Origin of the sequence: Thermoanaerobacter mathranii subsp. mathranii str. A3, from assembly GCF_000092965.1 — a bacterium.
Taxonomy (GTDB): Bacteria; Bacillota; Thermoanaerobacteria; order Thermoanaerobacterales; family Thermoanaerobacteraceae; genus Thermoanaerobacter; species Thermoanaerobacter thermocopriae.
In genome coordinates, this window is sequence record NC_014209.1 from 2,226,997 (window position 1) to 2,252,949 (window position 25,953).

The 25,953-nt window shown below is 33.1% G+C and carries 26 protein-coding genes; 3 read left to right on the forward strand and 23 right to left on the reverse strand.

Features of this window, described 5'->3' with window-relative positions; translation table 11 throughout:
* Positions 1–23: 23 nt before the first annotated feature.
* The 10 genes from sufU to tyrS all read right to left on the reverse strand — a co-directional run bounded on the left by sufU (position 24) and on the right by tyrS (position 9,327).
* Positions 24–437, reverse strand: coding sequence for a Fe-S cluster assembly sulfur transfer protein SufU (sufU, locus tag TMATH_RS11005; RefSeq protein WP_012996185.1), 414 nt, complete (start codon positions 435–437; stop codon positions 24–26).
* On the reverse strand, positions 434–1,663 hold the full coding sequence (locus TMATH_RS11010) for a cysteine desulfurase (RefSeq protein ID WP_013151002.1): 1,230 nt from the start codon (positions 1,661–1,663) through the stop codon (positions 434–436). Before TMATH_RS11010 ends, sufU begins: the two co-directional genes overlap by 4 nt.
* The gene (sufD, locus tag TMATH_RS11015; protein WP_013151003.1) at positions 1,660–2,709 is read right to left on the reverse strand and encodes a Fe-S cluster assembly protein SufD; all 1,050 of its coding nucleotides are present in this window, start codon (positions 2,707–2,709) and stop codon (positions 1,660–1,662) included. Before sufD ends, TMATH_RS11010 begins: the two co-directional genes overlap by 4 nt.
* A gap of 10 nt (positions 2,710–2,719) precedes the next feature.
* Positions 2,720–4,123, reverse strand: a complete 1,404-nt coding sequence (gene sufB, locus TMATH_RS11020; protein WP_012996188.1) for a Fe-S cluster assembly protein SufB — start codon at positions 4,121–4,123, stop codon at positions 2,720–2,722.
* Positions 4,124–4,142: 19 nt separating this feature from the next.
* Positions 4,143–4,889 (reverse strand): Fe-S cluster assembly ATPase SufC, encoded by a 747-nt coding sequence (sufC, locus tag TMATH_RS11025; RefSeq protein ID WP_012996189.1) that lies wholly within the window; start codon positions 4,887–4,889, stop codon positions 4,143–4,145.
* A 187-nt stretch (positions 4,890–5,076) separates the two neighbouring features.
* On the reverse strand, positions 5,077–5,361 hold the full coding sequence (locus TMATH_RS11030; RefSeq protein WP_012996190.1) for a co-chaperone GroES: 285 nt from the start codon (positions 5,359–5,361) through the stop codon (positions 5,077–5,079).
* An 89-nt stretch (positions 5,362–5,450) separates the two neighbouring features.
* On the reverse strand, positions 5,451–6,035 hold the full coding sequence (locus TMATH_RS11035; protein WP_012996191.1) for a glutaredoxin domain-containing protein: 585 nt from the start codon (positions 6,033–6,035) through the stop codon (positions 5,451–5,453).
* Positions 6,036–6,249: 214 nt separating this feature from the next.
* The gene (locus tag TMATH_RS11040; RefSeq protein WP_013151004.1) at positions 6,250–7,245 is read right to left on the reverse strand and encodes an SPL family radical SAM protein; all 996 of its coding nucleotides are present in this window, start codon (positions 7,243–7,245) and stop codon (positions 6,250–6,252) included.
* Positions 7,217–8,035 (reverse strand): 5'-methylthioadenosine/S-adenosylhomocysteine nucleosidase family protein, encoded by an 819-nt coding sequence (locus tag TMATH_RS11045; protein WP_041591729.1) that lies wholly within the window; start codon positions 8,033–8,035, stop codon positions 7,217–7,219. The genes TMATH_RS11040 and TMATH_RS11045 overlap by 29 nt, the downstream gene beginning before the upstream one ends.
* A gap of 71 nt (positions 8,036–8,106) precedes the next feature.
* Entirely contained in the window at positions 8,107–9,327 is a 1,221-nt protein-coding gene (tyrS, locus tag TMATH_RS11050) for a tyrosine--tRNA ligase (RefSeq protein ID WP_013151006.1), read from the reverse strand.
* A gap of 127 nt (positions 9,328–9,454) precedes the next feature.
* On the opposite strand from tyrS, the gene TMATH_RS11055 reads away from it, so the two are divergent.
* Positions 9,455–9,856 (forward strand): 23S rRNA (pseudouridine(1915)-N(3))-methyltransferase RlmH, encoded by a 402-nt coding sequence (locus TMATH_RS11055; protein ID WP_013151007.1) that lies wholly within the window; start codon positions 9,455–9,457, stop codon positions 9,854–9,856.
* Here the strand turns inward: TMATH_RS11055 and rlmH are convergent.
* The 11 genes from rlmH to TMATH_RS11105 form a co-directional block, all read right to left on the reverse strand.
* Positions 9,847–10,314, reverse strand: coding sequence for a 23S rRNA (pseudouridine(1915)-N(3))-methyltransferase RlmH (rlmH, locus tag TMATH_RS11060; protein WP_013151008.1), 468 nt, complete (start codon positions 10,312–10,314; stop codon positions 9,847–9,849). The genes TMATH_RS11055 and rlmH overlap by 10 nt on opposite strands.
* Before the next feature lie 17 nt (positions 10,315–10,331).
* The gene (locus tag TMATH_RS11785; RefSeq protein WP_012996198.1) at positions 10,332–10,499 is read right to left on the reverse strand and encodes a CxxH/CxxC protein; all 168 of its coding nucleotides are present in this window, start codon (positions 10,497–10,499) and stop codon (positions 10,332–10,334) included.
* A gap of 10 nt (positions 10,500–10,509) precedes the next feature.
* A complete protein-coding gene (locus TMATH_RS11065; protein ID WP_013151009.1) occupies positions 10,510–11,613 on the reverse strand; it encodes a S1C family serine protease in 1,104 nt (367 codons plus the stop codon).
* 66 nt (positions 11,614–11,679) lie between these two features.
* Positions 11,680–12,933, reverse strand: a complete 1,254-nt coding sequence (locus TMATH_RS11070; RefSeq protein ID WP_013151010.1) for a UDP-N-acetylglucosamine 1-carboxyvinyltransferase — start codon at positions 12,931–12,933, stop codon at positions 11,680–11,682.
* 124 nt (positions 12,934–13,057) lie between these two features.
* Positions 13,058–13,888 (reverse strand): two-component system regulatory protein YycI, encoded by an 831-nt coding sequence (locus tag TMATH_RS11075; protein ID WP_013151011.1) that lies wholly within the window; start codon positions 13,886–13,888, stop codon positions 13,058–13,060.
* Between the two features lie 3 nt (positions 13,889–13,891).
* Positions 13,892–15,181: a YycH family regulatory protein gene (locus TMATH_RS11080; RefSeq protein WP_013151012.1), complete on the reverse strand. Its 1,290-nt coding sequence runs from the start codon at positions 15,179–15,181 to the stop codon at positions 13,892–13,894.
* 12 nt (positions 15,182–15,193) lie between these two features.
* On the reverse strand, positions 15,194–15,589 hold the full coding sequence (locus TMATH_RS11085; protein WP_013151013.1) for a hypothetical protein: 396 nt from the start codon (positions 15,587–15,589) through the stop codon (positions 15,194–15,196).
* An 87-nt stretch (positions 15,590–15,676) separates the two neighbouring features.
* Positions 15,677–17,383, reverse strand: coding sequence for an ATP-binding protein (locus tag TMATH_RS11090; protein WP_013151014.1), 1,707 nt, complete (start codon positions 17,381–17,383; stop codon positions 15,677–15,679).
* A complete protein-coding gene (locus tag TMATH_RS11095) occupies positions 17,367–18,062 on the reverse strand; it encodes a response regulator (RefSeq protein WP_013151015.1) in 696 nt (231 codons plus the stop codon). The genes TMATH_RS11090 and TMATH_RS11095 overlap by 17 nt, the downstream gene beginning before the upstream one ends.
* Positions 18,063–18,123: 61 nt before the next feature.
* Positions 18,124–18,930, reverse strand: a complete 807-nt coding sequence (locus TMATH_RS11100; protein ID WP_013151016.1) for a peptidase MA family metallohydrolase — start codon at positions 18,928–18,930, stop codon at positions 18,124–18,126.
* Between the two features lie 321 nt (positions 18,931–19,251).
* Positions 19,252–20,607, reverse strand: a complete 1,356-nt coding sequence (locus TMATH_RS11105) for a peptidoglycan DD-metalloendopeptidase family protein (RefSeq protein ID WP_013151017.1) — start codon at positions 20,605–20,607, stop codon at positions 19,252–19,254.
* A 228-nt stretch (positions 20,608–20,835) separates the two neighbouring features.
* On the opposite strand from TMATH_RS11105, the gene TMATH_RS11110 reads away from it, so the two are divergent.
* Both TMATH_RS11110 and TMATH_RS11115 read left to right on the forward strand, forming a co-directional pair.
* Positions 20,836–21,810: a DnaD domain protein gene (locus tag TMATH_RS11110; protein WP_012996207.1), complete on the forward strand. Its 975-nt coding sequence runs from the start codon at positions 20,836–20,838 to the stop codon at positions 21,808–21,810.
* Positions 21,803–22,786: an ATP-binding protein gene (locus TMATH_RS11115; protein WP_013151018.1), complete on the forward strand. Its 984-nt coding sequence runs from the start codon at positions 21,803–21,805 to the stop codon at positions 22,784–22,786. Before TMATH_RS11110 ends, TMATH_RS11115 begins: the two co-directional genes overlap by 8 nt.
* On the opposite strand, the gene TMATH_RS11120 is transcribed toward TMATH_RS11115, so the two are convergent.
* Positions 22,783–24,225, reverse strand: coding sequence for a M1 family metallopeptidase (locus TMATH_RS11120; protein WP_013151019.1), 1,443 nt, complete (start codon positions 24,223–24,225; stop codon positions 22,783–22,785). The genes TMATH_RS11115 and TMATH_RS11120 overlap by 4 nt on opposite strands.
* 407 nt (positions 24,226–24,632) lie before the next feature.
* Positions 24,633–25,880 carry a DUF1015 domain-containing protein gene (locus TMATH_RS11125; protein ID WP_013151020.1) on the reverse strand — a complete coding sequence of 416 codons (1,248 nt, stop codon included), beginning with the start codon at positions 25,878–25,880 and terminating at the stop codon, positions 24,633–24,635.
* Between the last annotated feature and the right edge of the window lie 73 nt (positions 25,881–25,953).

Here is a 25,953-nt window from a genome sequence, read left to right on the forward strand (position 1 = left end):
ATCGTGGCGTTATTTTTATAAATTTATAAAATTTCCTGAAGCGTTTTCCATGCCAGTAAAGCACATTTTACGCGGGCAGGAAAGTCAGACACACCCTGCAGTACTTGTGCATCACCTAATTCATCTAAATTTACATCTTTTTTGTGTATCATGTCTATAAATTCTTGAACAAGCCTTAAGGCTTCTTTCTTATCTTTTCCCTTTATAAGGTCTATCATCATAGAGGTTGAAGCCTGGCTTATGGCACACCCATGACCTGTAAAAGATGCATCTTCTATAATATCTCCATTCATTTTTAAATAAAGGGTAATGTCGTCACCACAAAGTGGGTTGTGACCTCTTTCTTTGCGGGTTGCATCTTTAAGCTCTTTTCTATGAGGAGAATTCTCATAATGCTCCATTATAACCTCAGAATAAAGCTGATTTAAATCGCTCATTTAAACCACTTCCTAACTTTTTTAAGTCCTTCAACAAGTGCGTCAATATCGTCAAAGTCGTTGTAAAGATAAAAGCTTGCTCTTACAGTGGCGGGAACACCTAAGTACCTCATTAAGGGTTGACAGCAGTGGTGCCCACTCCTTACGGCAATACCCTCCTCGTCCAGTATTGTAGCAACGTCATGAGGATGGACACCTTCTACATTGAAGGAAATTATTCCTCCTCTTTCCTTGGCATCTTTAGGACCATACAATTTTACAAAGTCTAATTCTTTCATTTTCTGAAGACCATACTCCAAAAGCTCGCTTTCGTGATGATATATATTGGAAAGCCCAATTTTTTCTATATAATCTATTGCAGAAACAAGCACACAAGCCCCTTTTACGTTGGGTGTACCTGCTTCAAATTTAAGAGGAGGAGGCGCAAAAGTTGCACGGTCTTCAAAGACTTCGTCTATCATCTCTCCACCTCTTAAAAAAGGAGGAACATCTGAAAGTAAATCTTCTTTTATATAAAGTACGCCGATTCCCATAGGTCCTAACATCTTGTGACCTGAAAAAGCGAAAAAGTCACAATCTATTTTTTGTACGTCAACAGGCATATGAGGTACACTTTGTGCTCCATCTATCAATACTTTTGCTCCGTATTTGTGGGCAATATGCGTAATCTCCTCTACAGGATTTATTATACCCAAAACATTTGACATGTGCTGCACAGCAACTAATTTTACTTTGTCTGACATTTTTTCTTTGAAATCTTTCATAGAAAGCCTAAAATCTTCATCAAGGTAGACATATTTGAGTCTCGCCTTTTTAGCTTCCGCTACCATTTGCCATGGAAGCATATTGCTGTGGTGTTCGGCTATTGTGAGTATTATTTCGTCTCCTTCGTTTATATATTTCATCCCCCAAGTATATGCTATAAAGTTTATTGATTCTGTAGTATTTCTCGTAAATATTATGGATTCTACACTTTTAGCATTAATAAATTTTTTTACTCTTTCTCTTGCCTCTTCATAAGCCTGTGTGGAAAGAGCGCTTAAATAGTGAGGACTTCTATATACATTAGCATTTAGCTCTTCATAATATTTATCCATAGCTTTTATAACGCTAATTGGCTTTTGAGTTGTGGCAGCATTGTCAAGGTAAATAAGCTTTTTCCCGTGAGGTTTAACATTTAATATGGGAAAGTCTTTTTTAATCTTTTCTATATCGATATTTTTCATTTTATTATCTTCCTCCCTATATGACCCCTTATGATGATTTCTTTTACAGGGTCATAAGGAATTAAATCTATTACAGGATTTAATATAGCTTGAACCATTAAAAGCCGAGCCTCTTCAAAACTAAAGCCTCTGCTCATCACATAATAGAGTTTATCTTCGTCTATTTGACCTGCACTGGCAGAATGCTTAGCCACTACGTCGTCTTCTCCACAGTAAAGAGCAGGAATTGTAACAGACTTTACAGTTTTGTCCAGCAAAAGCACAGTTTCATTTTCCTCAGCTTTTGCCTTTTTTGCCCCTTTTTTAATGTCAATATTTCCTATAAAGGTAGCCTCTGCGCTTCCCTTTAGTGCTCCTTTTAAATCTACACTACTAGTACTTTTTGGGGCTTGGTGATACACTTTATAAGCCATGTCATATTTTTGACTATCTACACCTAAAAAAATAGATTTAGAAATAAAGGTAGCACCTATTTCATCAAGATATACAGTTACATCAAAAGTACTCATTTTTGCTCCTATTACAACATTCGACCAATTTACTGTAGCATCTTTCCCTACAATTACAAGGTTGTTGTCAAAGTCGTTGAATTCGTTTCCTAATCTTTGTATTTTTACTATATTTACAGTAGCACCTTCTTTTGCAATCACTTCTGTTATTCCGTTGTGAAAACCGTGAGCACCTGAATTATAGTCAAAGACAACAGTGGCACTTGAATTGGCTTCTATTTCAACGATATTATAATCAATTAGTGTGTCATTTTGTTCATCAGTAATATAATCAACCACTATTGGTTTTTCAACACTAGTGTTTTGAAAAGTTTTAATGTAGAATCCTGTGTTATATAAAGTTTTTACCATATTTACAAACTTATCATCAATACCAAAAGTTTTATTAGCTGAAATTAATGTCTCTATTGGTAAGTGATGTAAATCTTTTATCTTTTTTATCTTTACAGTATCTTGTGATGAATCCTTCACCACTGCCAAAGTGTATTCTTTATAAGAAGGAACTTTTATTTTTTCTATATTAACCCTTTTCCACATATTTTCACTCCTATCCTATTGCGCCTTCCAGCTCGAGTTTAATGAGTCTATTCATCTCCACTGCGTATTCTAATGGCAAGGCTTTGGCTATAGGCTCAACAAACCCCCTTACAATCATAGCCCTTGCATCATCTTCGCTTAAACCTCTGGACATGAGGTAAAATATCTGCTCATCACTTATTCTTCCCACTTTTGCTTCATGGCCTATATCTACATTGTCATTTTCAATTTCTATTACTGGTATTGTATCAGACCTTGAAATATCGTCCAACATCAGGCCTTCACATTGCACAGAAGCCTTTGCACCTTCCGCAGTAGACCCTATTTTTAGAAAACCTCTATAAGTAGATATTCCGCCATCTTTTGATATGCTCTTTGCCACAACTTTTGAAGAGGTGTAAGGCGCCAAATGTATCATTTTTGAACCTGTATCTAAATGTTGGCCCTTTGCTGCAAAAGTCACTCCTGTGTATTCCGCCTTTGCCCCTTTTCCTTTTAATACAGAAGTTGGATAAAGCATTGTTTTGTGGCTCCCAAAAGAACCAGATACCCACTCTATAATGCCGTCTTTTTCCACAATTGCTCTTTTTGTGTTGAGATTGTAAGTATTTTTGCTCCAGTTTTCTATGGTAGAATAAATTATGCGTGCTCCTTCCTTTACAAAAAGTTCTACGCAACCTGCATGTAAGTTTGAAACAGAATACTGGGGCGCAGAACAACCTTCTATAAAACGAACTTCGCTACCTTTATCGGCGATGATAAGAGTATGCTCAAATTGGCCGCTCCCCGGTGCATTCATTCTAAAATAAGCCTGAAGTGGAACCTCCACTTTTACTCCTTCAGGCACATATACAAAAGTACCACCACTCCATATTGCAGCATGCAATGCTACAAATTTATGGTCAGAAGGAGTAACGTTTTTTGTCATAAAATACTCTTTTATTATGTCAGGATATTTTTTTACTGCAGTGTCCATATCTTCAAATATAACACCTTGGCGGGTAAGATTTTCTTTAATGTTGTGATATACAACTTCAGAGTCGTACTGAGCACCGACACCTGCTAAAACTTTTCTTTCTGCTTCTGGTATCCCAAGCCTTTCAAAAGTTCTCCTTATTTCTTCAGGAACCTCTTCCCATGACCTTTGCATCTTTGCCTTTGGACGTATATAGGCGATAATAGAGTCAATATCCAACTGACTTAAGTCCACACCCCATGTGGGCATAGGCATTTTTTGATATATTTCAAGGGCTTTTAATCGGAAATCCCTCATCCAGGAAGGTTCATTCTTTTGCTCAGATATTTCTAAAACAACTTCTTTAGAAAGCCCTTTCCCTGTCTGATATTCGTACTTTACGTTGTCTTTGACATCGTATATGCTAAAATCTATTTCCTTTATATCTGGTTTTTTCATCTTTTTCGCCTCCTATGGTTTACACGCCATTCCTCACAAAGTCATAACCCTTTTCTTCAAGAATCTTTGCAAGGTTTCTATCCCCGCTTTTTACAATCTTTCCCTCCATTAAAACAGATATTACATCTGGCTCGAGGTAATCCAATATCCTGTTGTAGTGAGTGACTATCAAAATAGACATCTCCTCCGTCTTCAACTTTTTGACCGCTTCTGCTACAACTTTTAAAGCATCTATATCAAGGCCAGAGTCAATTTCGTCTAGCATTACAAGCTTAGGCTTTAGAAAAGCCATCTGGAGTATCTCTGTTTTTTTCTTTTCCCCTCCAGAAAAGCCAACATTTAAATATCTATTTCTGTACTCGGAATTCATGTCTAAAAGTTCTAATGTGTTTTTCATAGCTTTTGCAAATTGAAGCATCGGCACATTTTGGCCTGTCATAACATTAACAGATGTCCTTATAAAATTATCCACTGTTATTCCAGGAATTTCTTCAGGGTACTGAAAAGACAAAAAGATACCCTTTTTTGCCCTTTCGTTTACTTTTAGATTTGTTATATCTTGTCCTTCAAATAAAATCTGGCCACCTGTCACTCTATATTTAGGATTCCCCATGATGGAATTACACAATGTGCTCTTTCCTCCACCATTGGGTCCCATAATCGCATGTATTTCTCCTTTTTTTATTGTTAAATTGAGCCCTTTAAGGATATATTTGCCCTCAACTTCTACATTTAAATCTTTTATTTCTAACAATGTTTCCCTCATTTTTTACAACTCCTTTTTAATTCCGACTATTTTAATAGGAATACTTAAGCAATACTATTATACACCACCTAAACAACCAAATCAATAGAAAAGACACAAAATTGATAATTATTTTCATTTAATAAACATATGTCAATAATTATTTATAAAAAATATAAGAAGTCGGGACTTCAACTTCCCCGACTTCTTATATCTCATCAACTTCCACAAACTTAGCCAATATGTCATCTACTGGAATTATGAGATATTCCTCTCCCTCGTGTTTTATCTTAGTACCCGAAAACTCTTTATATATAACCCTATCCCCCACAGCAAGCTCATCAGACGCGCCTGCTGCAAGAGCTTCAATTATTCCTTGATTTAATTTTTCTTCAGCAGTTTTGGGAATTATCACTCCGCCTATCTTTTTCTCCTCAGGCTCTTTTTCTAATTTAATAAGTGCATGACCATTTATCGGTTGTATTTTTGTCATAGTTTCTTCCCCTTTCTTTTATTATTTTTTTACCGCTCGTTATTACATTACTTATTATACTTCACTTATATGACAAGGTACAAGGAAACTTATTGGTCAGTGATTCCCAGCAATTGATTTAGCTTAGCTTTATCAAACCCTACTACAATTGTACCATCAATATCCGTCTGTGGCACACCTCTTTGACCACTCCGCCTTACCAATTCTGCTGCTGCACTCGGATTTTTGCTCACATCTATTTCTCTGAAAGGTATATTATGTTGTCTTAAATATGCCTTTGTAGCATTACACCATGGACAAGAAGGAGTAGTGTAAACAGTAACCCTGTGAACCTTTTGCCCTTTTCCATCAGAAACTTTTGAGGGAGCAACGACCAAAAGTTTTTCATAATATTCTTTGTTTTGAAGTCCAAATACAAACTGCCATGGCTCTTTATCCTTGAAAAGTATCACTGAGGGCACAACTTTGATGCCATATTGTGGATGAATATCTCTTATTTCAGAAGCATTTACCACATAAACAGGAACTTTTGGATTGTCTTCACTGAATTTTTTTATAACTTCTAAAGCCTCAAGACTTTTTTGTGAAGAATTAGAATAAAACATTAGCATAAAAAGCTCTTCTTTATTCTTTATTTCTTCGAAATGCTTTGCATCCTTTATAAATTCCAGCATCAAATCACCTCTTTAAATATTTATGATATCCAATTCGAGATTTTATTATCAATCAAATTATTTCTCTTTATCTTACTACTACCCCCCAGAAGTATTGGGTTAGCAATTTATATTATAAGGAAATTTATTTTAAAAATCAAGATGCTTTTAATAATCTTTCTTTTTTAAAAAGAGTAATAACCTCTCTCAATTAGAATAAAAGATAAAAACTCCCCTAATAAGAGAGTTTATCTAAAACATATACTTTTTCTTTTTCAATATATTTTATTACTTCTCTATAAACGAATTCCTCAAAATATTCTGCCTCTTTATAGGTAAATATTCCATCTTTTACAACTGTCTCATAGCAAAATACCGGAGAATATTCTTTTAATTTTTCTATTTTTTTAGCTTGCTCTTTCACCATTCTAAAAGCTCCAATGTTGACATCTCTTATACCCTCTTTGGGAATCTCTAAAAAGAGTTCTTTTAAAAAATCAGAATAGACATCTTCAAAATTTTCTATATACATCACAGGTTCAATAGAAATCCTAACTTTTAAGCCCTTTGATATGGCACTCTTTAAATTTTTCACTCTTTTATCTAAAGAAGGTGTAAACCTTTCGTATTTTTTTATAACAGGCTGTGGTAACAACGTCCATGCGAAAATTACATTAGAAGGTATGTCGATAGATTTCACAGAAGAAAAATTGGTACTTTTTGTTCGTATCTCTATTACGAGATTTTTATTTCCCTTTGCATATTCAATCCATCTTTTGGTATATCCTGTAAGATATTCTAAAGCAAGTATATCTGTTTCATAAGATATGCTTAAATAGACCTTTTGATTTTGTGTAAGTTTATCTATTTCTTTAAAATAGTCCTCAATATTCACAAAAATAACAAGATGTCCCGAAGGGTACATACCTTGTAAATAGCAATAGTCACACTCATATAAACAATTGAATATATTTGATGTATGATAAAAATTGGTATTTCCAAAGTCTTCACAAAGTTTGGAACCCTTATATATAAAATCATATTTTTTTTTAGCCAGTATAAGATTTTGCCTTTCTTTTTGTATAAGGTAGTTTTGATTAGGTCTATTAAATACTTCACTATATCTGTCAATAAGCACCACTTTACTTTTAGGAAATTTCTTTAGAATATTTTGCGTTATAGGATTGTGAAGTACTTCCTTCTCAACGTAAATGTGAGAGAATTTTTTCAAAGACCCTCTTCCTCTCTTCTTTATTATTTACCTGTACATCATAAAAGTTTTTTAAAAAATCTATGTTTTTTCCTTTTCTAATCTTATAATGTAGGCAAGCTTTATAAAAAATTTGCCTTTGACTTACCGTAAATTTTAGCTTTTGTGAAAGAAAATTTATAATTTCTCTTTCATAAAAGGAAAATATTTCGCTAGTTTTAAAACTATTTTTCAATATCTTAATAAATTCATCTATTTCCTTTAACTTGTTTTTTATTAACTCATAAATTTTATCTTTAGAAACACCCTCGAAATCTGTACTATCAGAGACAATTTTTAAAATGTAAATTCTGTGGGTTTCAAAAAATTTAGAAGCTGCTTGATAAAAACCGCTGGCTTCCATATCACAAAGTCTTGCTGTCATCAATCCTTTATCTTTCACTACATAATTAAAAGTTTCTATATCACTTTCATCAAAAGGATGGTCTATCAAAATATCAGGTATATAATTTTTATGAGTTTCATTGTCTATAATTTTGCTAACAAGGTATATTTTCCCTATTTTTTCATCAATATCTTTCGAACCACATACACCAAGGTTTATTATAAAGCTTTGTGGATCACACAAATATCGAGTTGCCGCATGAGAAACAGCTATACTGCTATTTATTTTGCCCACTCCTGTTACTACCAACGTTATTTCATCATTTTTAAAAACTTGAAAATATCGATTTTCCACGTCTTTTTTTAAGTCAAAATATTCAATTAGAGGTTTTGCCTCAATATATAAAGCAGTTGCAATAAAGACCATCTTAGCACCTCTTTCAAGAACATGTAAAAATTGTGCCAAGAGAAATTCTCTTGACACAAAAAGCTCCCCCTTTATTCTTTAATGACAAGCCTGTGATACTCTTTTTTGCCCTTTCTTATTAAAATGCTATTATCTTTTATCATATCATCTTTTATATATTCATCAATACTTTCAACTTTTTCATTGTTTATATACAATCCGCCTTGTTGAATAAGTCTTCTTCCTTCGCTCTTTGAGGGTATTATTTTTGCTTCAAAAAGCACATCTAAAACTTTTTTGCCTAAAACATCAGAAGGCACTGTAACAGAAGGTACATTGTTTAAATCGCCACCACCTTCAAATAAAGCCTCTGCCGCCTTTTGTGATTTTTGCGCCTCCTCCTCACCGTGTACGAGTTTTGTAACCTCATATGCTAGTATTTTTTTCGCCTCATTTATTTCTTTATCCTTTAATGCGCCTAATCTTCTCACTTCATCCATAGGCAAGAAAGTTAGAAGTGCCAGAGCCTTTTCCACATCCGCATCAGCTATGTTTCTCCAGTATTGATAAAACTCATAAGGCGAAGTCTTATTCGGGTCAAGCCATACCGCTCCTTTTTCTGTTTTTCCCATTTTCTTACCTTCGCTGGTAGTAAGCAAAGTAAATGTCATGCCATAAGCCTGTTTACCTTCTTTTTTTCGTATAAGCTCTATTCCAGCAATAATATTAGACCATTGATCGTCTCCCCCCATCTGCATTACACAATTGTATCTTCTGTTTAATTCGAGAAAATCATAAGCCTGCATCAGCATGTAGTTAAATTCTAAAAAGGAAAGACCTCTTTCTAATCGGGACTTAAAGCATTCTGCCGTAAGCATTCTATTTACAGAGAAGTGAACCCCTATGTCTCGCAAAAATTCAATATAATTTAAGTTTAAAAGCCAATCAGCGTTATTGGCTATAATGGCTTTCCCATCAGAAAAATCAATAAGCCTTTGCATTTGCTTTTTAAAAGCCTCAGCATTTCTGTTTATTTCCTCTTTAGTAAGCATTTTCCTCATATCAGTCCTGCCACTTGGGTCTCCCACCATAGCAGTTCCGCCGCCTATTAACACAATAGGCCTGTGGCCTGCTTTTTGCATGTGGGACATTACCATAATTTGAAGAAAATGTCCTACATGCAAACTGTCTGCAGTAGGGTCAAAACCTATGTAAAATGTGACTTTTTCCTTTTCTAAAAGCTCTTTTATTTCATTTTCATGAGTCATTTGCTGAATATATCCTCTTTCTTGCAAAACATCAAGTACAGACACGATAATACCTCCATCATCTTATTTTTGTATATTTTATCAAATGAAAAACATATTTTCAAATATTTTTGACAATATAATTTTATCACTTTATAATATTGATTATCAACAAAATGAAAGATGTGATAATATGAATTACAAAGTCTATGCTATAGGTAATAAGGTAGAAAAGTTCTATTCTGATGCAATAAAAGAATATCAAAAGAGGCTAAGTAAATTTTGCAATATCACTTTTTCAAGCTACAAAAATCTTCAAAAAATACCTTTTCAAAAAATGAATAAATATTACAAGATAAAAATATCACCCAAAGGTAAATCTTTGTCTTCAGAGGAATTAGCAGAAAAAATAAAAGAGTTTGAACTTACTGGAATAACAGATATATTAATAATCATAGGAAATGAAAAAATTCATTGTAGTGATACCCTAAGCATAAGTAGCATGAAAATGAGTTTAGGTTTGACTTCCACTATTTTCTTTGAACAGTTATATAGGGCATATAAAATTTTAAACAATGAACCTTATCATAAGTAATTTTCTTTACTTAAAGCTAGATAAATTTGCTCTAAAAGTATGAGTCTCATCAATTGGTGAGGAAAAGTCATCTTAGAAAAAGAAAGATTTGCGTGAGATTGCTTTTTTATATTTTCCCACAATCCTAGCGAGCTCCCTATTACAAAAGTCATTTCTCTATAACCAGATTGAAAAGTAGCCTTTAAAAACTTGGAAAACTCATATGAATCCACTTCTTTTCCTTCTATAGCAAGAGAAACAACAAAGCTTCCCTTTTTTATTTTAGAAAGAATTCTTTCACCTTCTTTGCGCAAAATCTCCTCTTTTTCTTTTTCATTTAAATTTTGAGGAACTTTTTCTTCTTCTATTTCTTTAATTTCTATTTCACAATAAGGACGCAATTTTTTTAAATAAAAATCTATCCCATCATTTATATAGTTCTGCTTTATTTTCCCAACAGCTATTATATATATCTTCATTATTAAGCCCCTCATTTTTAAACTACAAGATATTTAGGTAGCTCATCACAAAAATCGCATTTATGAGGTACCAGCCAATCAGTAAAAGAAACTTCATCTAATTTATAGATATCTGGTGGCTGCTCATACACTTCAACAAATTCTTCAATAGCATCCTCTAAATGCTTTTCACACACAACAAACATAAAACCTCTCCTATTCTCCGAGAGTTATAGTAGTATCTCCTGTCTTCCCTGTTACGGTTTTGTACTTGACTTTTATTTTGTCTCCTGGATTTTTTTCATAAATAATACATTTTAAACTTGTCATAGTATTTACAGGTTTTCCATCTACCTGCAAAATAATATAGCCTTTCCTAATACCAGCTTTATAAGCAGGACCTGTAGGGTCAATATCTGCCACATATATGCCCTCATATATGTAGACATCTGTGGAAATGTAACTGGCAATCTCTTTATCATAGGCAACTATGCCAACATAAGGTGCTTTAAATGTACCAGTTTCTATCACTTTCTTAAGTATAGGCTTTACAATATTTATAGGTATAGCAAAGCCCAATCCTTCAGCGGTTGTCACCTTTGCAGTATTTATTCCAATTGCATAGCCTCGAGAATCCACTAAAGGTCCTCCGCTATTTCCTGGATTTATAGAAGCATCTGTCTGTATAAGGTCTTCCATAATTCGCGGTTTTCCACCCTCAGTAATAGGAAGGCTCCTATTTAAAGCACTTATTATTCCCGAAGTAACCGTCCTTTGAAATCTAAGTCCTAAAGGATTTCCAATTGCTATTGCAGTTTGCCCTACCGATATCTTGTCAGAATCCCCTAAGGGTATAACTGGCAGGTCTTTTGCATCAATTTTCAAAATAGAAAGGTCTAAAACAGAGTCACTCCATAAAACTTTACCTGGAAGTATACTGCCATTGCTTAAATATACCTTTATATTTTTGGATTTTTCATTAGCTACATGATTGTTTGTTATAATATAGCCATTTGGATCAACAATAAAACCAGAACCTACACCTTCTACAGCTTTTTCTATAAAATAAAATTCTCTTCGAAATTCTACAGTAGTAATCCCCACAACAGCAGGAGTGTCTTTTTTTGCCACTATTTCCGCTATTGTAGGAGATTCTTTTGTTGGTATCACTATTTCTGTTTTCATTCCTGAAGAAGGAGGATAAGGTATAGGGATAACTTTACCCCATAAATATTTTGGTGCAATATATACAAATACTAAAGAGCTAACCAAAGCAGTTATAATTGCAACAGCAAAAAAACTCTTTAATTGACGCTGCATAATATCACCTCATTAAATAGGATGAGATATTATGCAGCGCATTATACTCAAAATTTTATAGCTTTTTTATTCCTTTACCCTTATTATATCAGCACCTAATTGTTGAAGCTTTACTTCCATTGCTTCATAACCTCTATCTATATGATAAACCTCCATAACCTCTGTCGTACCTTCTGCAGCAAGCCCTGCTATAACCATTGCCGCACCTCCTCTTAAGTCTGTCGCATAAAGAGGTGCACCTGTCAATTTCTCTACACCTTCAAATATTGCATTCCTTCCTTCTATCCTTACTTTTGCTCCCATTTTCTCTAATTCATTTAAATATTTAAATCTATTTTCATAGATATTTTCAGTAATGACACTTATGCCTTCAGCCAAAGCCAAAAGCACCGCAAAAGGCTGTTGCATATCTGTTGGAAAACCAGGATAAGGTAAAGTCCTTATATCAACATGCTTCAAAGGCCCTTCTCTTTTTATTCTTACCACATCATCATGTTCTTCAACAATAACTCCCATTTCTGTCAGTTTTGCAATAATTGCCTCTAAGTGATTTGGAATTACTCCTTTTATATACACATCACCTTTTGTCGCAGCAGCTGCCACCATGTAAGTTCCTGCTTCTATTTGGTCAGGAATAATGGTATAGTGACATCCGTGAAGTCTGTCTACCCCTGTTATCTTGATAGTATCTGTACCAGCGCCCTTGATATTTGCTCCCATTGCATTTAAAAAGTTTGCTACATCAACTACATGGGGCTCTTTTGCACAGTTTTCTAATATTGTTACCCCCTCAGCTTTAACCGATGCCAACATCAAATTTATAGTAGCACCCACGCTTACTACATCAAAATATATATGATTACCTACTAACTTGTCTGCTTTAATCCTTATAAGTCCACCTTCTATGGTAGTTTTTGCTCCTAAAGCTTCAAAACCCTTGATATGCTGGTCAATAGGCCTGACACCAATATTACACCCGCCCGGCATCGCAATTACCGCTTCATTAAACTTGCTTAAAAGTGCTCCAACAAGATAATACGATGCCCTCATTTTGCTCGCTAAATCTCGAGGAGGGTAAAAGGAATTTAAGCCTGTTGGGTCAATCATTATTTCGTGTTTTTTCTCCTCTACTTTTCCTCCTAGATGACGTATCATCTGTGTTAACAATTTTATATCATTTATATCAGGTAAATTATCTATCACACTCGGAGTATCAGCCAATAGCGCTGCGGGAAGAATTGCAACAGCAGAATTTTTGGCACCACTTATCTGTACACTTCCTGTAAGAGGTTTTCCTCCTTTGATTACGAATTTTTCCATTTTTTAATCTTCCCTTCAAGTCAAATTAAATTAAAAAGACACATATCTCACAATATATACTTTAATACAATTTAATATATTTTACAAGTATTTAAAGAAGAAAAAGAAAAAGAAGAAAGCGGAATTATTTGCCTTCTTCAAAATTTCCTGTATAAGCGTTTATGTAATACTTATCCCCTTCTTCTGTAGTTATTCTCCAAACAGGGACCGCTTCTCCTTTTGTGGCATTACTCCAATTAAAATAATAGCCTAATTTTATTTCATCTATCACCATAGGTTTTGTATCCGTCTTAATCTCCACAAGTTTTAAAAGCGCATAAGCCGCATCTATCACATCTTTTTTAACCCTTTCCATTTCAACAGAATCAAACCATGATTTTGAAAATTCAAAACTTTTCTCACCTATTTTCCCTTCCATCCAACCACCATCTATAAAGTAATCCTTATAGGTTTGAAAATAGTTTACCTCCACCTTCTTCCCTTGAGTAATTTTTTTAACTTGGCCATCTATTTCTTTAAGTTGATAACTATTTATAAAATCCTGTATATACTCTTCCTTTTGAGAAGAAGACATATCTTTAAATTTATCACTTTCTTCAAAATAATAAAAACTGATGCCGTCTACTTTGATAATCTTATTTCCAAATTTAAAAATTGTATATTTATTTTCTTTGTACTTTCCATATTCTTGCCCTTTAATAAAATTCTCTAAAACAAAATCTTCATCAAATATTTCTCTCGTTACTTTAATAAGAGGCATTGGCTCTTTCTTTTGTGGAATTGTAGTTTCCAAAATTATGTTATTTTGTGACAAAACCTTCTTTAAAGAATGCAAATCACTTTCAGATAAAAGATGAGGTTCTGGCTTATTCATTTTAGCAATAGTTAGATATAAAAGAACATTCAAAATCGCAAAAGTGATTATCATCACTGTTTTTGCTTTAGACCAGTTCATAATCTATACCCCATTGTAAATCAACTTCCCATTAAATATGTTTATAAAAAACTCTTTATCCTTACCCTCTCCTATCCAAACAGGGATAAATTGTCCTTCATAATATAAATAACCTATTTTTAAATCAGAAATTGTCTGTTGCCAGTTTATGTTTTTTAAACTCATTAAAAGGGATTGTTTCAATTTTGTATGGGAAATTAAATAGTTTCCATTACTTGTCAAATCTAAATACAAAACTCGCGCATATTGGATATTGCCATTTGAAATATTTATTTCAATAGGAAAATTCGACATTTCTTTTTGGAAAATTCGAAGAGGATAATCAAATATATAATTAAAATAAAAAGTATACTCCCCTTTTTCTTGCTTGAAATCCACCAGATAAATATTGTCCGCTTTTATCCCTATTTCCTCTAAAAAAGCAATAGACTTATTCAATGCAAAAATTTTATCAGTTGAAGACGCTTCAGAAATGGTATTGTAAAACTCCATAAATCCATTTTGATATAGTCGTAAACTTCTTAAACCGTCGGTATAAACAGTACAGCCGTCATTTTCGGTAATTTTTCTTACAATAGAAATATTTGTAAAAAACTTCTTTAAAAAGTGGTGGTCAGCTTTAAAACTTGTCATTTTATTGGATATTTTATTAATAGAAAAGGTAAGTGAGGGTATATACACATTTTTTTCAAAATAATCCTTGCCTTCTTCATAAACAGATTCACACACAGTGACATCCTCTTTAGGCAAAGTCTTTAGAATGTTTTTTAAATCTCCCATTTTTGAATAATTTAAGCTGTAAAATTTTTTATTAGCCGCATCTCTTAAAAAAATTTGATTTTTTTCTATATTAACAACAATTTCTCTTACATATATACTGCTATTTATTTTTCTAAACCAGCTATCTCTGTTACTAAAATTATCTTTTAATAAGTCAGCATTTATATTTTTTCCTAGTAAAAATCGTATAAATGTATCTTTTTGTGCATATTCCCAGCTATTATCATCGGATTCACTTATTTTCTCTTCTTTAGTTGAATTAATAAAATCTACTGTTTTTTCCCATAAAGAAAAAGAAAAATCCGCATTTGACACCAAATATACTTTACCTTGAATACTAACAAAAGTGTATTCTGGTCTAATTATACGAAAAATGTCCACTTTTGTATTTGTGGACTTTTTGTCAATGAATAAAAATTCATTTTGAAGAAAGGATATCCATAATTTGTAAGTTAAATACATACTCGTTACAACAAGAAAAAACAATAGCAGTGATTTAACTTTTTCCTTCATCACTCAAGCCCTCTATCTTAAAAGGGATTTTATTATGTCTTCAATAGCAGTTATTGTTATTCTTAAAACCCCGTCCTTTTTTGTGAGTATCACATGCCCTTTCAATATTTGGAGCTGGTCTCCTTTATAAGCTTTTATGACAATGTAATTATCTCCATAGCTTAAAGTTAATAATTTTGCAAAAAGCATCGTGTCATCTATAACCCATTTATGGCTTAAATTGTCGTTTAAAATAAGCTCTACGACAGTATTAGGTTGTCCACTTCCAGAAATTATAAAATATTTATTATCCGTTTTTACATCATCTATATCTGTTTTAACTGTTATTAGGTCTTTTGCATAACCATATGACATAAAAAGGGTCATAAACATAACCACTGCTACAAATAGAACAATTATTTTTTTCAAGGATATCCCTCCTTCTCTTTTATGTTTTCATTATACCCTACTATTATTACAGTATTGTTACAGTAATATTAAACTATTATTACGAATTTACTGGTATGGTAGTTTAACCCTGACTATGGTACCTTTTCCCACTTCGCTTTCTATGTTTACCTCTCCTTTGTGAAGTTCCACAATCTGTTTTACAATAGAAAGTCCTAATCCTGTACCTCCAAGCTCTCTGGATCTAGCCTTATCTACTCTATAAAATCTTTCAAAAATTCGAGGCAGGTCTTCTTTAGGAATTCCTATGCCATTGTCCTCCACAATTAAACTTGCAAAACTTTCATCGTATTCCGTCATTATTTTTATCATCCCGTTTTCTGGAGTATACTTTATAGCATTAGTTACCAAGTTAACTATAACTTGTTCCATTTTATCTCTGTCAATATATACATATCTTGGCGTTTCTTGAAGGTCTACGATGAGTTTTTGATTTTTCTTTTGAGCTTCAATAGAAAGCCTGTTTATTGCCTCCACCACTATGTCATTTAAATTTTTTTGCTCAAATTTGAGGTTGTTATCTTCAGAATCCATTTTAGATAAAAGAAGTAAATCTTTTACTAGGCGTGTCATTCTGTCAGTTTCTGAATCTATTATTTTTAGAAACTTTTTAGAATACTCAGCATCTACATCGCTGTAAAGAAGAGTCTCAACATAGCTTTTTATAGTAGCAATAGGAGTTCTAAGCTCATGGGAGACATTTGCCACAAACTCTTTCCTCATGGTGTCCAATTTATGTTGCTCCGTGATATCGTGAAGCACATATACATATCCTTCTATTTGTTGATTGCCTTTTAGCGGAGCTATGTTAACTGTTAAAACCTTGTTTCCACAATTCATTGTCGCCACTACATCTTCTTTTTTTAAATTTAGTATTCCCTCTATTGGCATCCCTAATTCCAAATTTGCATTTAACATTTTTTCAGCAGCCTCATTAAAGTGTATTATTCTACCTTTGGCATCCGTTGCAACAACACCATCTGTCATAAAGCGTATGATAGCTTCTATTTTGTTTTTTTCTCCTTGAATGCCATTTAAAGTCTGCTTTAACCGTAAAGACAAAAAATTAAACATTTCACCTAACTTTCCTATTTCATCATTAGATTTTATCCTTATCCTCACATCAAAATCGCCATCTGCCATTTTTTGTGCATATTTTGTTACTTCTTTTATTGGGTCTGTTATAGTTTTGGACAAAATATACCCAAGTACCATAGTAATTGCAACAGCAAAAAGAGTAGCACTTAAAAGAATCAAATTGACATCAGCTAAAGTCTGATATATTCCACTTAAAGAACCGCTTATATACACAACACCATTTATTTTACCATCACTATTGTAAACTGGCATGGCAAAACTTTTTATTTTTCCACTAGAATTATAGTCATCAGTAACTTCACTTCCGATTTGCCCTGATAAGGCTTTAACAATAGCGGGAGTCACCATCTTTCCTTTGTCTCCCGTTGAACTGGCCAAAATATTTCCTTCATTGTCTAAAATATACACATACTTTACATTTGAATTAGGACCCATGTACATATTTATTATATTCTTTAAACTTTTTGCATCCATGTTGTCTTTAAGGGTAAAAGAAATACCGCGTACTTGCGCTTCAAGGTAATTGTCAAAATTATTCATATGGTAATTTTCAAGAGATTTATAGAGATATACCCATATGATTTCCATTGCTACAAGTATTAACAAACTATATATGAGAATTATTTTCCATTGGATACTTTTAAATCTGCCTTTCATCGCTAAAATAGTAACCAACCCCTCTTTTTGTGTGAATAAGCTTGGGGTTACTGGGGTCATCTTCTATTTTTTCTCTCAGTCTTCTTATGGTGACATCTACAGTTCTAATATCACCCAGATATTCATAACCCCATACTTTTTCCAATAGCATTTCACGAGAAAAAATAAGTCCTTTGTTTAAAACGAGAAATTTTAAAAGTTCAAATTCTCTAGAGGTGAGTTCCACTTCTTTATTGTCTTTTTCTACTTTATACTTTGACATATCAATTTTTAAATTTTTTACGCAAAGGACATTACCAGACTCATTTCCGTTTAAACTAATTCTCCTTAAATTAGCCTTTACTCTTGCTATAAGTTCTCTTATAGAAAAAGGTTTTGTTATGTAATCATCGGCTCCCAACTCCAACCCCAGCACTTTGTCTACTTCTTCCTCTTTGGCCGTTAGCATCAAAATAGGTATGGTCATTGATTGCCTTAAAGTTCTTAGAACTGAAAAACCATCTAATTTAGGCAACATCACATCAAGTATTATTAAATCTGGATTTTGTTCTTTTGCTATTTTTAAAGCCTCTTCTCCATCATAAGCTTCATACGTTATGTATCCTTCTTTTTCCAGGTTGTATTTGATTATCTCAACTATTGGCTTTTCATCATCAACTATAAGTATTCTATGAGTCATTTTTGTTCCCCCCTTATCCTTTTCATAAGGTTAAAGCAAGAAGAACATTGCTCTTCTTGCTTTATTTCACTGAATCCACAAATTTCTCTAAATTTTGCCCCGTGACTTTGTAAAAGCTCTCACTTAAATTTAATCCTTCCCCCAAATATTTTAAAATCTCTCTTATGCTTTGCATCCCATATTTGTCAGTTATGGCTTTTACTATTTCAAAAGACCTTTTATAAGCTAATGTTTCGTCTAATTGGTTAAAATTATAAGTCAACTCTTTAAGAGAATATGGCTTATCAGTTGTTATATATTCACCCCAGACAAAACCGTTTTCTCGATATTCTTCCAGAAGAGCTATACCTTCTGTAAACCACACAGGGTAATTGCCTTTTGCAACGTCATCTACAATAAGATGAGCAAATTCGTGTACAATTGGCCCCTCATGCTCAAAAACTTTTTCCAGGTCTTTTGTAGGACTAATCCACAGCTCGGGGGATGCTATGCTTATAATTCCATTTAAATAAATCCCCATAGCAGTGTCCCCTTTTGCAAGTGAAAAGTCCCTGTTCATTTTTTCAGGGTCATGGTACATTATAATGACAATTTTACCAACTGGTTTGTGACCTAAATCTTTGGTAATACTGTCATAATGTTTTTCTGCAATTTTTAAAACAAGAGGAACGTATTTTTCATCTGGCGGTGTATATCGTACAATAAAGTGTTCACTTTGTGCTGTTTTGTAATCTTTTACATTATCTGTTAAATTGTCCTCTTTTATTTCTCTTACATAAGGATAAGAAACCACCATAATTTTGTTAGCATAATAAAGAGAAATTAATAAAATAAGTGCAATAGAAAAAACAATAATTTTCTTTTTCAACCTGTATCACCTCACACACAATCAAAACCCTGTATGTAATTTATATGTAAATGCATTTATATGTATGAAGCAATACAGGTCTTTTTGACAAATATAATTACAACTGTATTATAACATTCATAAATACTTGTAGCAACCCCACAAAAATAAAAAGCCCTGTATAGGGCTTCCAGTTTGTTGACAAAGAACCAAAAATTATTTAAAGTAGATATTTTACATCGTTGCTCCGAAGTTCCAAACCGACAAAGCTAAAGCGCGACTTTCGGATTACTGCGGGGTACCGGGCACAGTCTGAAGCCCTGTATAGGGCTTGTCATAATTTCATCTATTTAAATAGGGCAAAGGATTAACTGGAACCCCATTTTTTCTCACTTCAAAGTGCACATGGGGTCCTGTCGCATGACCAGTAGAGCCTACCAAAGCAATTTTTTGTCCTTTCGCCACTTTATCGCCTTTTTTAACAAGGAGTTTACTAGCATGTCCATAATAAGTAACATAACCATTGTGATGGTCAATTTTCACTAAATATCCATAGCCACTTTCCCAACCTGAAAATATAACAGTACCTCCATCTGCAGCATAAATAGGAGAACCTTGTGGTGCCGCTATATCAACTCCTGTGTGAAGTCTCCCCCATCTTTGTCCAAATCTTGAAGTGATAGTACCTCTCGCAGGATAATTAAAGAACCCTGTAGCAATATAAGATATTCTTTTCGAACCTACTGCAACTATTTTGTTAACAGGATTTTTAAGGACATTTTCATTCTCTATTTTTTTAGAAATCTCAATGCCATTGTAACTTACAACAACAGCAGTTACCTCTTTTAAGCCTTTTTTACCTTCTACCAACACTTTAGACTGATTAGTATACAGTTTGTCATCTTGAGTATATTTTGTCTCAAAAGGTATTTCCTCTTTGTAAACTATTCTCTTTTCAGTAACAACCGTAACATTAGGTACAGCAGGGGATAAATATATTACCTGTCCTGGTTTTAAATTTTCTGTAAGGCCAGGATTTAATTTTAAAATATCATCAATGTACATATCATGGTCTCTTGCAATAGACCACAAACTATCGTTTTCTTTTACAGTGTATGTAACAGCTTTTTTTACAGGTTGTTGCAATATTTTTAACGCCTCTTCTCGGCTTGCTAAATATTTTGGAGGTATGTACTTTTCTTCAATTTTGACATCCTCTTTAAAATACGTTCTATCAGAATCTTTTGCGTATTTATTCTTTAACATTTCAAGAACCTTATTTGCTTCTTTTTCATTTTTTAACGCAGTCACAAATTTGCCATCCACTATTATGACAGCAGCTTTATAACTAAAACTCATAGCATTTTCCAAATTAGCATAAATTTTATGTAAATCTGTCAGATCTTTTTTGCCTACTCTTACCCTTTCAAATTTTATTTGTTGGTTTAAAACTATATCCGTTCCTGTCTTCTGCCTTTCTCTTTTATGCAATTCTTCTATAAAATTTTTTACCTCATTTATATTCTTAGTAATTCCAATAGTTTCACCATCTACTATTATCTTGTAGGCAAAACCTTCTTCATATGCAATAAAAGATAGCCCTATGGCTAGTGCTACAACAAAAGCTATAAGATTGTCCTTGTAAGTCTTTAATAAAACAAGAAAAAACTTATAGCTTTTATCCCTCGCCTTCCCCATAGTATTCTCCTTTCTTTTGTAAATCCTTTTTAATTATACCATACTTTTTTGTGAAAACAAATTTTAATTGATTTTCTAGCATCTTTCATATTATATGTTATATTTTAAGGTAATATTCCTATATATATTTATTTTAAAAATACACTCAAATATTCCGATAATTAAGTTAAATTCTTTTCAATTGAAGAGGCTATTTCGCTGTGTTATAATATATTCGAGGTGGGGAGGATGAGCATTTTTAGACTTTTAAACGAAAATGACGATTGGGGAAGTACTCCTGTTAGCAATTATTTTATAAATCATTTCATGCTAGATGCCCCAGGTGAATATGTCAAAGTATATATCTTAGGATTAAAATATTGCTATTATGGCAATGAAATACCTTTGAAAACTTTAGCAGATAAATTATTTATGTCAGATATAGAAATTGACAAAGCTTTGAAGTACTGGGAAAAATCTGGTTTAATTAAATTAAAATACATAGATGGGGAATACACAGTTGAATATCTCCCAGTTATTCCGCAGTCAACCTCAAACCACACTCTGTCTTTGCAAGACCCTCAAGTAAAACAAATGTTTGAAGCAATTGAAATGACCTTAGGAAGACCTTTAACCCCAACAGAAATGGAAACATATTTAAGTTGGATAGATGAATACGGTTTTTCCTTGGAAATAATAACAATGTTAGTGAGTTATTGCGCTTCTAAAAACAAAACTTCTTTAAGATATATGGAAAAGGTAGCAATAGCTTGGTATGATGCAGGTCTTAAGACTGCACTGGATGTAGAAGAATACTTAAAAGCAGAAAACAAAAAATGGCAAAATTATAGAAGGATTTTAAATGCTTTGGGCCTTAAAGAGGATGAAATAATGGAATCTCACAAAGAGATGATGGACCGCTGGATGGAGGATTTAGGTTTTGATGTAGATGTGATAATAAAAGCCTGCAATGAATGTACCCTTAAATTGAATGAACCTAGTTTCCCTTATATAAACAAAATACTAATCAACTGGTTTAATGAAGGAATACGAACAGTGGAAGATTTAGAAAATAAAAAGTCCTCTACAAAAAAGAAAACCCCTGTTACCTCAGGTTTCAAAGCTCCGAAAAACTATTTCAACAGCTACTCTCAGAGAAGCTACGACATAGAAGATTTAGAGAAAAAGCTTTTAGCCCATTCAAGGAGTGAATTTAATGAATGAAAATATCATTTATGAAATCCTTAAAGAATATGAAATGAAAAGAGATAGGGCTTTAAAAGATGCCCTCAATCGTAAAAACAAGCTTTACAAGGAAATTCCCGAACTTGAAAAAATTGAAGAAGAGATTAAGAAGGTGGGAATCCAAATAACTCAATCAATTTTTAAAGAACCTGAAAAGGGAAGAGACCTTTTAAATCTTTTAAAAGAGAAGTTAAATAATTTAAAAAAGAAAAAAGCTAATCTACTGAAATCTAATGGATATCCTGAAGACTATCTAGAACCTAAATACGAATGCAACGTATGCAAAGACACAGGATATGTAAATGGAAAAAGATGTAAATGCTTTGACCAAAAACTTATAAATATCTACTATAAGCAATCAAGTATAGCCGAAATACTCAAAAAAGAAAATTTCTCCAATTTCAGTTTTGAATATTATTCAGACAAACCCTTCGGTGATAAGCCTTCTCCAAGAAGCAACATGAAAAATATTGTAGAGTTTTCACTCAACTTTATAAAAAATTTTGACACTACCACTGAAAGTCTTTTTTTCTACGGCGATTCAGGGCTTGGTAAAACCTTCCTCGCTAATTGTATAGCAAAGGAATTATTAGATAGAGGTAAAAGTGTGATATATCGCACAGCTCCAGATTTAATTGAGGGCTTGAGAATAAATAAGCTTAATGCTGATGGCAACAGTTACAATGATTATTTGGAATTGTTAAAAGAATGTGACCTCCTTATAATCGACGATTTGGGAACAGAGTCCATAACTGCTTTTAGTTTGCAAGAATTTTTTAATATTTTAAATGCAAGACTATTGCTTGGCAAAAAATTTATTATCTCCACAAATTTACCTCTATCAGAAATAATGGCAATTTATCCCGAGAGAATTTATTCGCGAATTTTCGGCCATTTTAAATTGCTTAATTTTTACGGCGAGGATATAAGACTAAAACGGAAAATGATAATTTAATAAAACCATTCTTGGAAAAATCCACCTGTATCTTTGCCTGTAATATTGTCCACTACGTCAATTAAATCTTGCGTAGTGGCAATTTTATATTTGTATTTTTCGTAATAACTCTGAAGAACCTTTTTGAATTCTTCGTCACCTATCAGATTCCTCAGATTATAAAAAACCATTGCTCCTTTATTATAAGCTATATTAGTGTACTCCTTCCACTCTTTAAAATCTGCCAAAGTCTTAGCAAAGGAAACATCTGAATTGGTGTTTAGAAATTTATTGAATTCACCCTCTACAACAAGTCTATAAACCTCATCAGCTGTTGCCTTACCGTAATACCTTTCTATATACATAATTGTAGTATACTCTGTCAATCCTTCATCCAGCCAAGACTCCTTTATTTGATTATTTCCCACAACACCATACCACCACTGATGAGCAGTTTCGTGAGCAATTACATATTCTAAATGAAACAAATTAGCTTTTGTATACAAATCCTTTGATATCATTACAAGATTAGGATATTCCATGCCTCCCATGTAAAAATCAGTCTGTACAACAGAATATTGTTTATAAGGATACTTGCCAATATAATCATTGTAAAACTTGATTGCATCTACAGCAAATTTAAGAGCTTTATTTCCATATTCTTCTGTAAAATAATAGGATTTAACTTTTATGCCATCTACATGCTTCTCTGATATTTTAAATTTTTTGCTTAAAACCATAGCAAAATCCCTTACTCTTTTTGCTTCAATAATTAATTCTTTGGAATCTCCATAGTTTTTCTCTTCTTTCATTTCTCCAGTGGAGGCAACTATCATGTTTTTAGGTACTGACAATTTTACTTTGTAATTTGCTATATTACTATAAAAAGGATCTCCAAAAATATAGTAGGGGTCATTATTCCAGCCATTTTTATCATATACAGAGAGTATAGGATACCAATTTCCTACCTGTACGGTATTGTTCCCATGGCCAAATCTACTTCTGCAAGGTGGAATTTGTACTTTGTAGGTCATATTGATTTGTATTGTTTCTCCTTTTTTTAATTCTTTAGGCAATTTTATTTTTAAAATTTCCTCATTAGGTTCTTCTAATTCGTAAGTAGCTGGAATGTCTTTGTCAAAAGTAACTTTTTCAATCTCTATAAATCCTGGCTTAAAACCATTAGGATATGCAAAAGGGAGCTCTTCCTTCGTAAAAGGCAAATTCTCTTGTGTCTTGAAAGCATTTGGATATAAATGAAAGTATATTTCTTTTAAAGGAATATCATTAGTATTTATATATTTAACTGTTTGAGTAGCATAAATTATTTTATTTTGGTCATCATATTTTGCTTCAATTGTGTAAGATGTAAGTCGAGTCTCCTCAGGCAAAAGATAAAACACTAAGCCGATAATTACAATTATAACTAAACCTAGTAGTATTTTTTGTTTTATTTTCATATAACCAGCTCCCTTAAATTATCCTTCAATATATATTAGTACAGATCTTTAAATAATAGAACTTTTTCACTTAAAAAATAAAAAGCACCTTAAAAAAGCGAAAAGGTACTTCAGTTTGTTGACAAAGTTAAAAAATATTCAAAAGGAGATATTTTGCATCGTCGCTCCGATGTTCCAAAGCGACAAAACTAAAGCTCGACCTTCGGGCTCCGGCAGGGTACCGGGCACAATCGGCATCCATGCCTTAAGGTGCCCGCCTCCGCCATCCAAGGCTTCGGCCCTGCCTCCATCCTCGGTCTTGCTAAGTTTTGTTACCGCTTTGTAACAAGTCGCTCCTTATGCAAAATATCTCCTTTACGAAAGTTTGTCTACAGTCTGAAGCACCTTAAAAAAGCGAAAAGGTACTTTTAGCTCAATTCGTGAATAAATAATCCGCTTCTTAGTTTAGGCTCAAACCAGGTAGACTTAGGAGGCATTATCATTCCCGCATCGGCAACAGCAATTAAGTCTTCAACTGTTGTCGGGTGCACAGAAAAAGCCACTTTCATGTCTTCCTTAACTCTTCTTTCTAATTCTTCTAAGCCTCTAATTCCTCCTACAAAATCAATCCTTTTATCAGTTCTCGGATCTTTTATCCCTAAAATAGGATCTAACAGATTCTTTTGTAAGATGGACACATCTAAGCTTTCTATCGGATCCGATGGATTAAAAATACCTTTTTTGGCAGTAAGTTTGTACCAATTTCCTGATAGATACATGCCAAAAGTGTGCTTTTGCGAAGGATTGAAAGGCTGGCCTTCATTACATTTCTCTACTTCAAATTTCTCTTTTATTTTTTCGATAAATTCACTTTCGGAATAGCCGTTTAAATCCTTTACCACCCTATTATATGGCATGATAAAAACTTCATCATGGGGCACTAACACTGCTAAAAAATAGTTAAACTCCTCATCTCCTTTATAATCAGGATTTTGTTCTCGCCTCTTTAAGCCTACTTTTACAGAAGCAGCAGCCCGATGATGTCCATCTGCAATGTAAAGATAGTCTATTTCCTTAAAAACAGAAGTAATTTTATCTATTAAAGTTTTGTCATCTATAATCCACACTGTATGCCTTATTTCATCCTCTAATGCAAAATCATATATAGGTTCTTTGCTCTCCATCCAGCTATTTAACAACTTTTTAAGCTCTTGATTGGCTTTGTATGTTAAAAAAACTGGACTGGTGTGAGCATCACAGTAATCCATGTGATTTATTCTATCCTGTTCTTTCTCCGGCAGAGTAAGCTCATGCTTTTTAATTATTCCTTCTAAATACTCATCAATCGAAACAGTCACTACCAATCCCACTTGACTCCTGCCGTTCATTATTTCTCTATAGATGTAATAGTTCTCCTTATTATCTTTTATTAACAGTCCTTTTTTAAGCATTCTGTCAAAATTTTCTCTCGCTTTTTCATAAACTATTTCATCGTAAGGATTTATAGAGGGAGCTAAATCTATTTCTGCTCTATCCACATGAAGAAATGAATAAGGATTATCTTTCGCCAAATTCCTCGCTTCTTCGGTATTTACGACGTCATAAGGCAAGGACGCTATTTTATTTGCCAATCCCGGTACAGGCCTTATTGCCTTAAAGGGTTTTACTGTAGCCATAATAATCCTCCTAAAAATTTATTTCAACTGGTTTCAATGCTTTTATTATATCATATCACTTTATAAATGCAAT

Coding starts and splice junctions, on each gene's coding strand:
- sufU (WP_012996185.1), bottom strand. CDS start 437: ATGAGCGATTTAAATCAGCTTTATTCTGAGGTTATAATGGAGCATTAT.
- TMATH_RS11010 (WP_013151002.1), bottom strand. CDS start 1,663: ATGAAAAATATCGATATAGAAAAGATTAAAAAAGACTTTCCCATATTA.
- sufD (WP_013151003.1), bottom strand. CDS start 2,709: ATGTGGAAAAGGGTTAATATAGAAAAAATAAAAGTTCCTTCTTATAAA.
- sufB (WP_012996188.1), bottom strand. CDS start 4,123: ATGAAAAAACCAGATATAAAGGAAATAGATTTTAGCATATACGATGTC.
- sufC (WP_012996189.1), bottom strand. CDS start 4,889: ATGAGGGAAACATTGTTAGAAATAAAAGATTTAAATGTAGAAGTTGAG.
- TMATH_RS11030 (WP_012996190.1), bottom strand. CDS start 5,361: ATGACAAAAATACAACCGATAAATGGTCATGCACTTATTAAATTAGAA.
- TMATH_RS11035 (WP_012996191.1), bottom strand. CDS start 6,035: ATGCTGGAATTTATAAAGGATGCAAAGCATTTCGAAGAAATAAAGAAT.
- TMATH_RS11045 (WP_041591729.1), bottom strand. CDS start 8,035: ATGGTCTTTATTGCAACTGCTTTATATATTGAGGCAAAACCTCTAATT.
- TMATH_RS11055 (WP_013151007.1), top strand. CDS start 9,455: ATGAATTACAAAGTCTATGCTATAGGTAATAAGGTAGAAAAGTTCTAT.
- rlmH (WP_013151008.1), bottom strand. CDS start 10,314: ATGAAGATATATATAATAGCTGTTGGGAAAATAAAGCAGAACTATATA.
- TMATH_RS11785 (WP_012996198.1), bottom strand. CDS start 10,499: ATGTTTGTTGTGTGTGAAAAGCATTTAGAGGATGCTATTGAAGAATTT.
- TMATH_RS11065 (WP_013151009.1), bottom strand. CDS start 11,613: ATGCAGCGTCAATTAAAGAGTTTTTTTGCTGTTGCAATTATAACTGCT.
- TMATH_RS11070 (WP_013151010.1), bottom strand. CDS start 12,933: ATGGAAAAATTCGTAATCAAAGGAGGAAAACCTCTTACAGGAAGTGTA.
- TMATH_RS11075 (WP_013151011.1), bottom strand. CDS start 13,888: ATGAACTGGTCTAAAGCAAAAACAGTGATGATAATCACTTTTGCGATT.
- TMATH_RS11080 (WP_013151012.1), bottom strand. CDS start 15,181: ATGAAGGAAAAAGTTAAATCACTGCTATTGTTTTTTCTTGTTGTAACG.
- TMATH_RS11090 (WP_013151014.1), bottom strand. CDS start 17,383: ATGAAAGGCAGATTTAAAAGTATCCAATGGAAAATAATTCTCATATAT.
- TMATH_RS11095 (WP_013151015.1), bottom strand. CDS start 18,062: ATGACTCATAGAATACTTATAGTTGATGATGAAAAGCCAATAGTTGAG.
- TMATH_RS11105 (WP_013151017.1), bottom strand. CDS start 20,607: ATGGGGAAGGCGAGGGATAAAAGCTATAAGTTTTTTCTTGTTTTATTA.
- TMATH_RS11110 (WP_012996207.1), top strand. CDS start 20,836: ATGAGCATTTTTAGACTTTTAAACGAAAATGACGATTGGGGAAGTACT.
- TMATH_RS11115 (WP_013151018.1), top strand. CDS start 21,803: ATGAATGAAAATATCATTTATGAAATCCTTAAAGAATATGAAATGAAA.
- TMATH_RS11120 (WP_013151019.1), bottom strand. CDS start 24,225: ATGAAAATAAAACAAAAAATACTACTAGGTTTAGTTATAATTGTAATT.
- TMATH_RS11125 (WP_013151020.1), bottom strand. CDS start 25,880: ATGGCTACAGTAAAACCCTTTAAGGCAATAAGGCCTGTACCGGGATTG.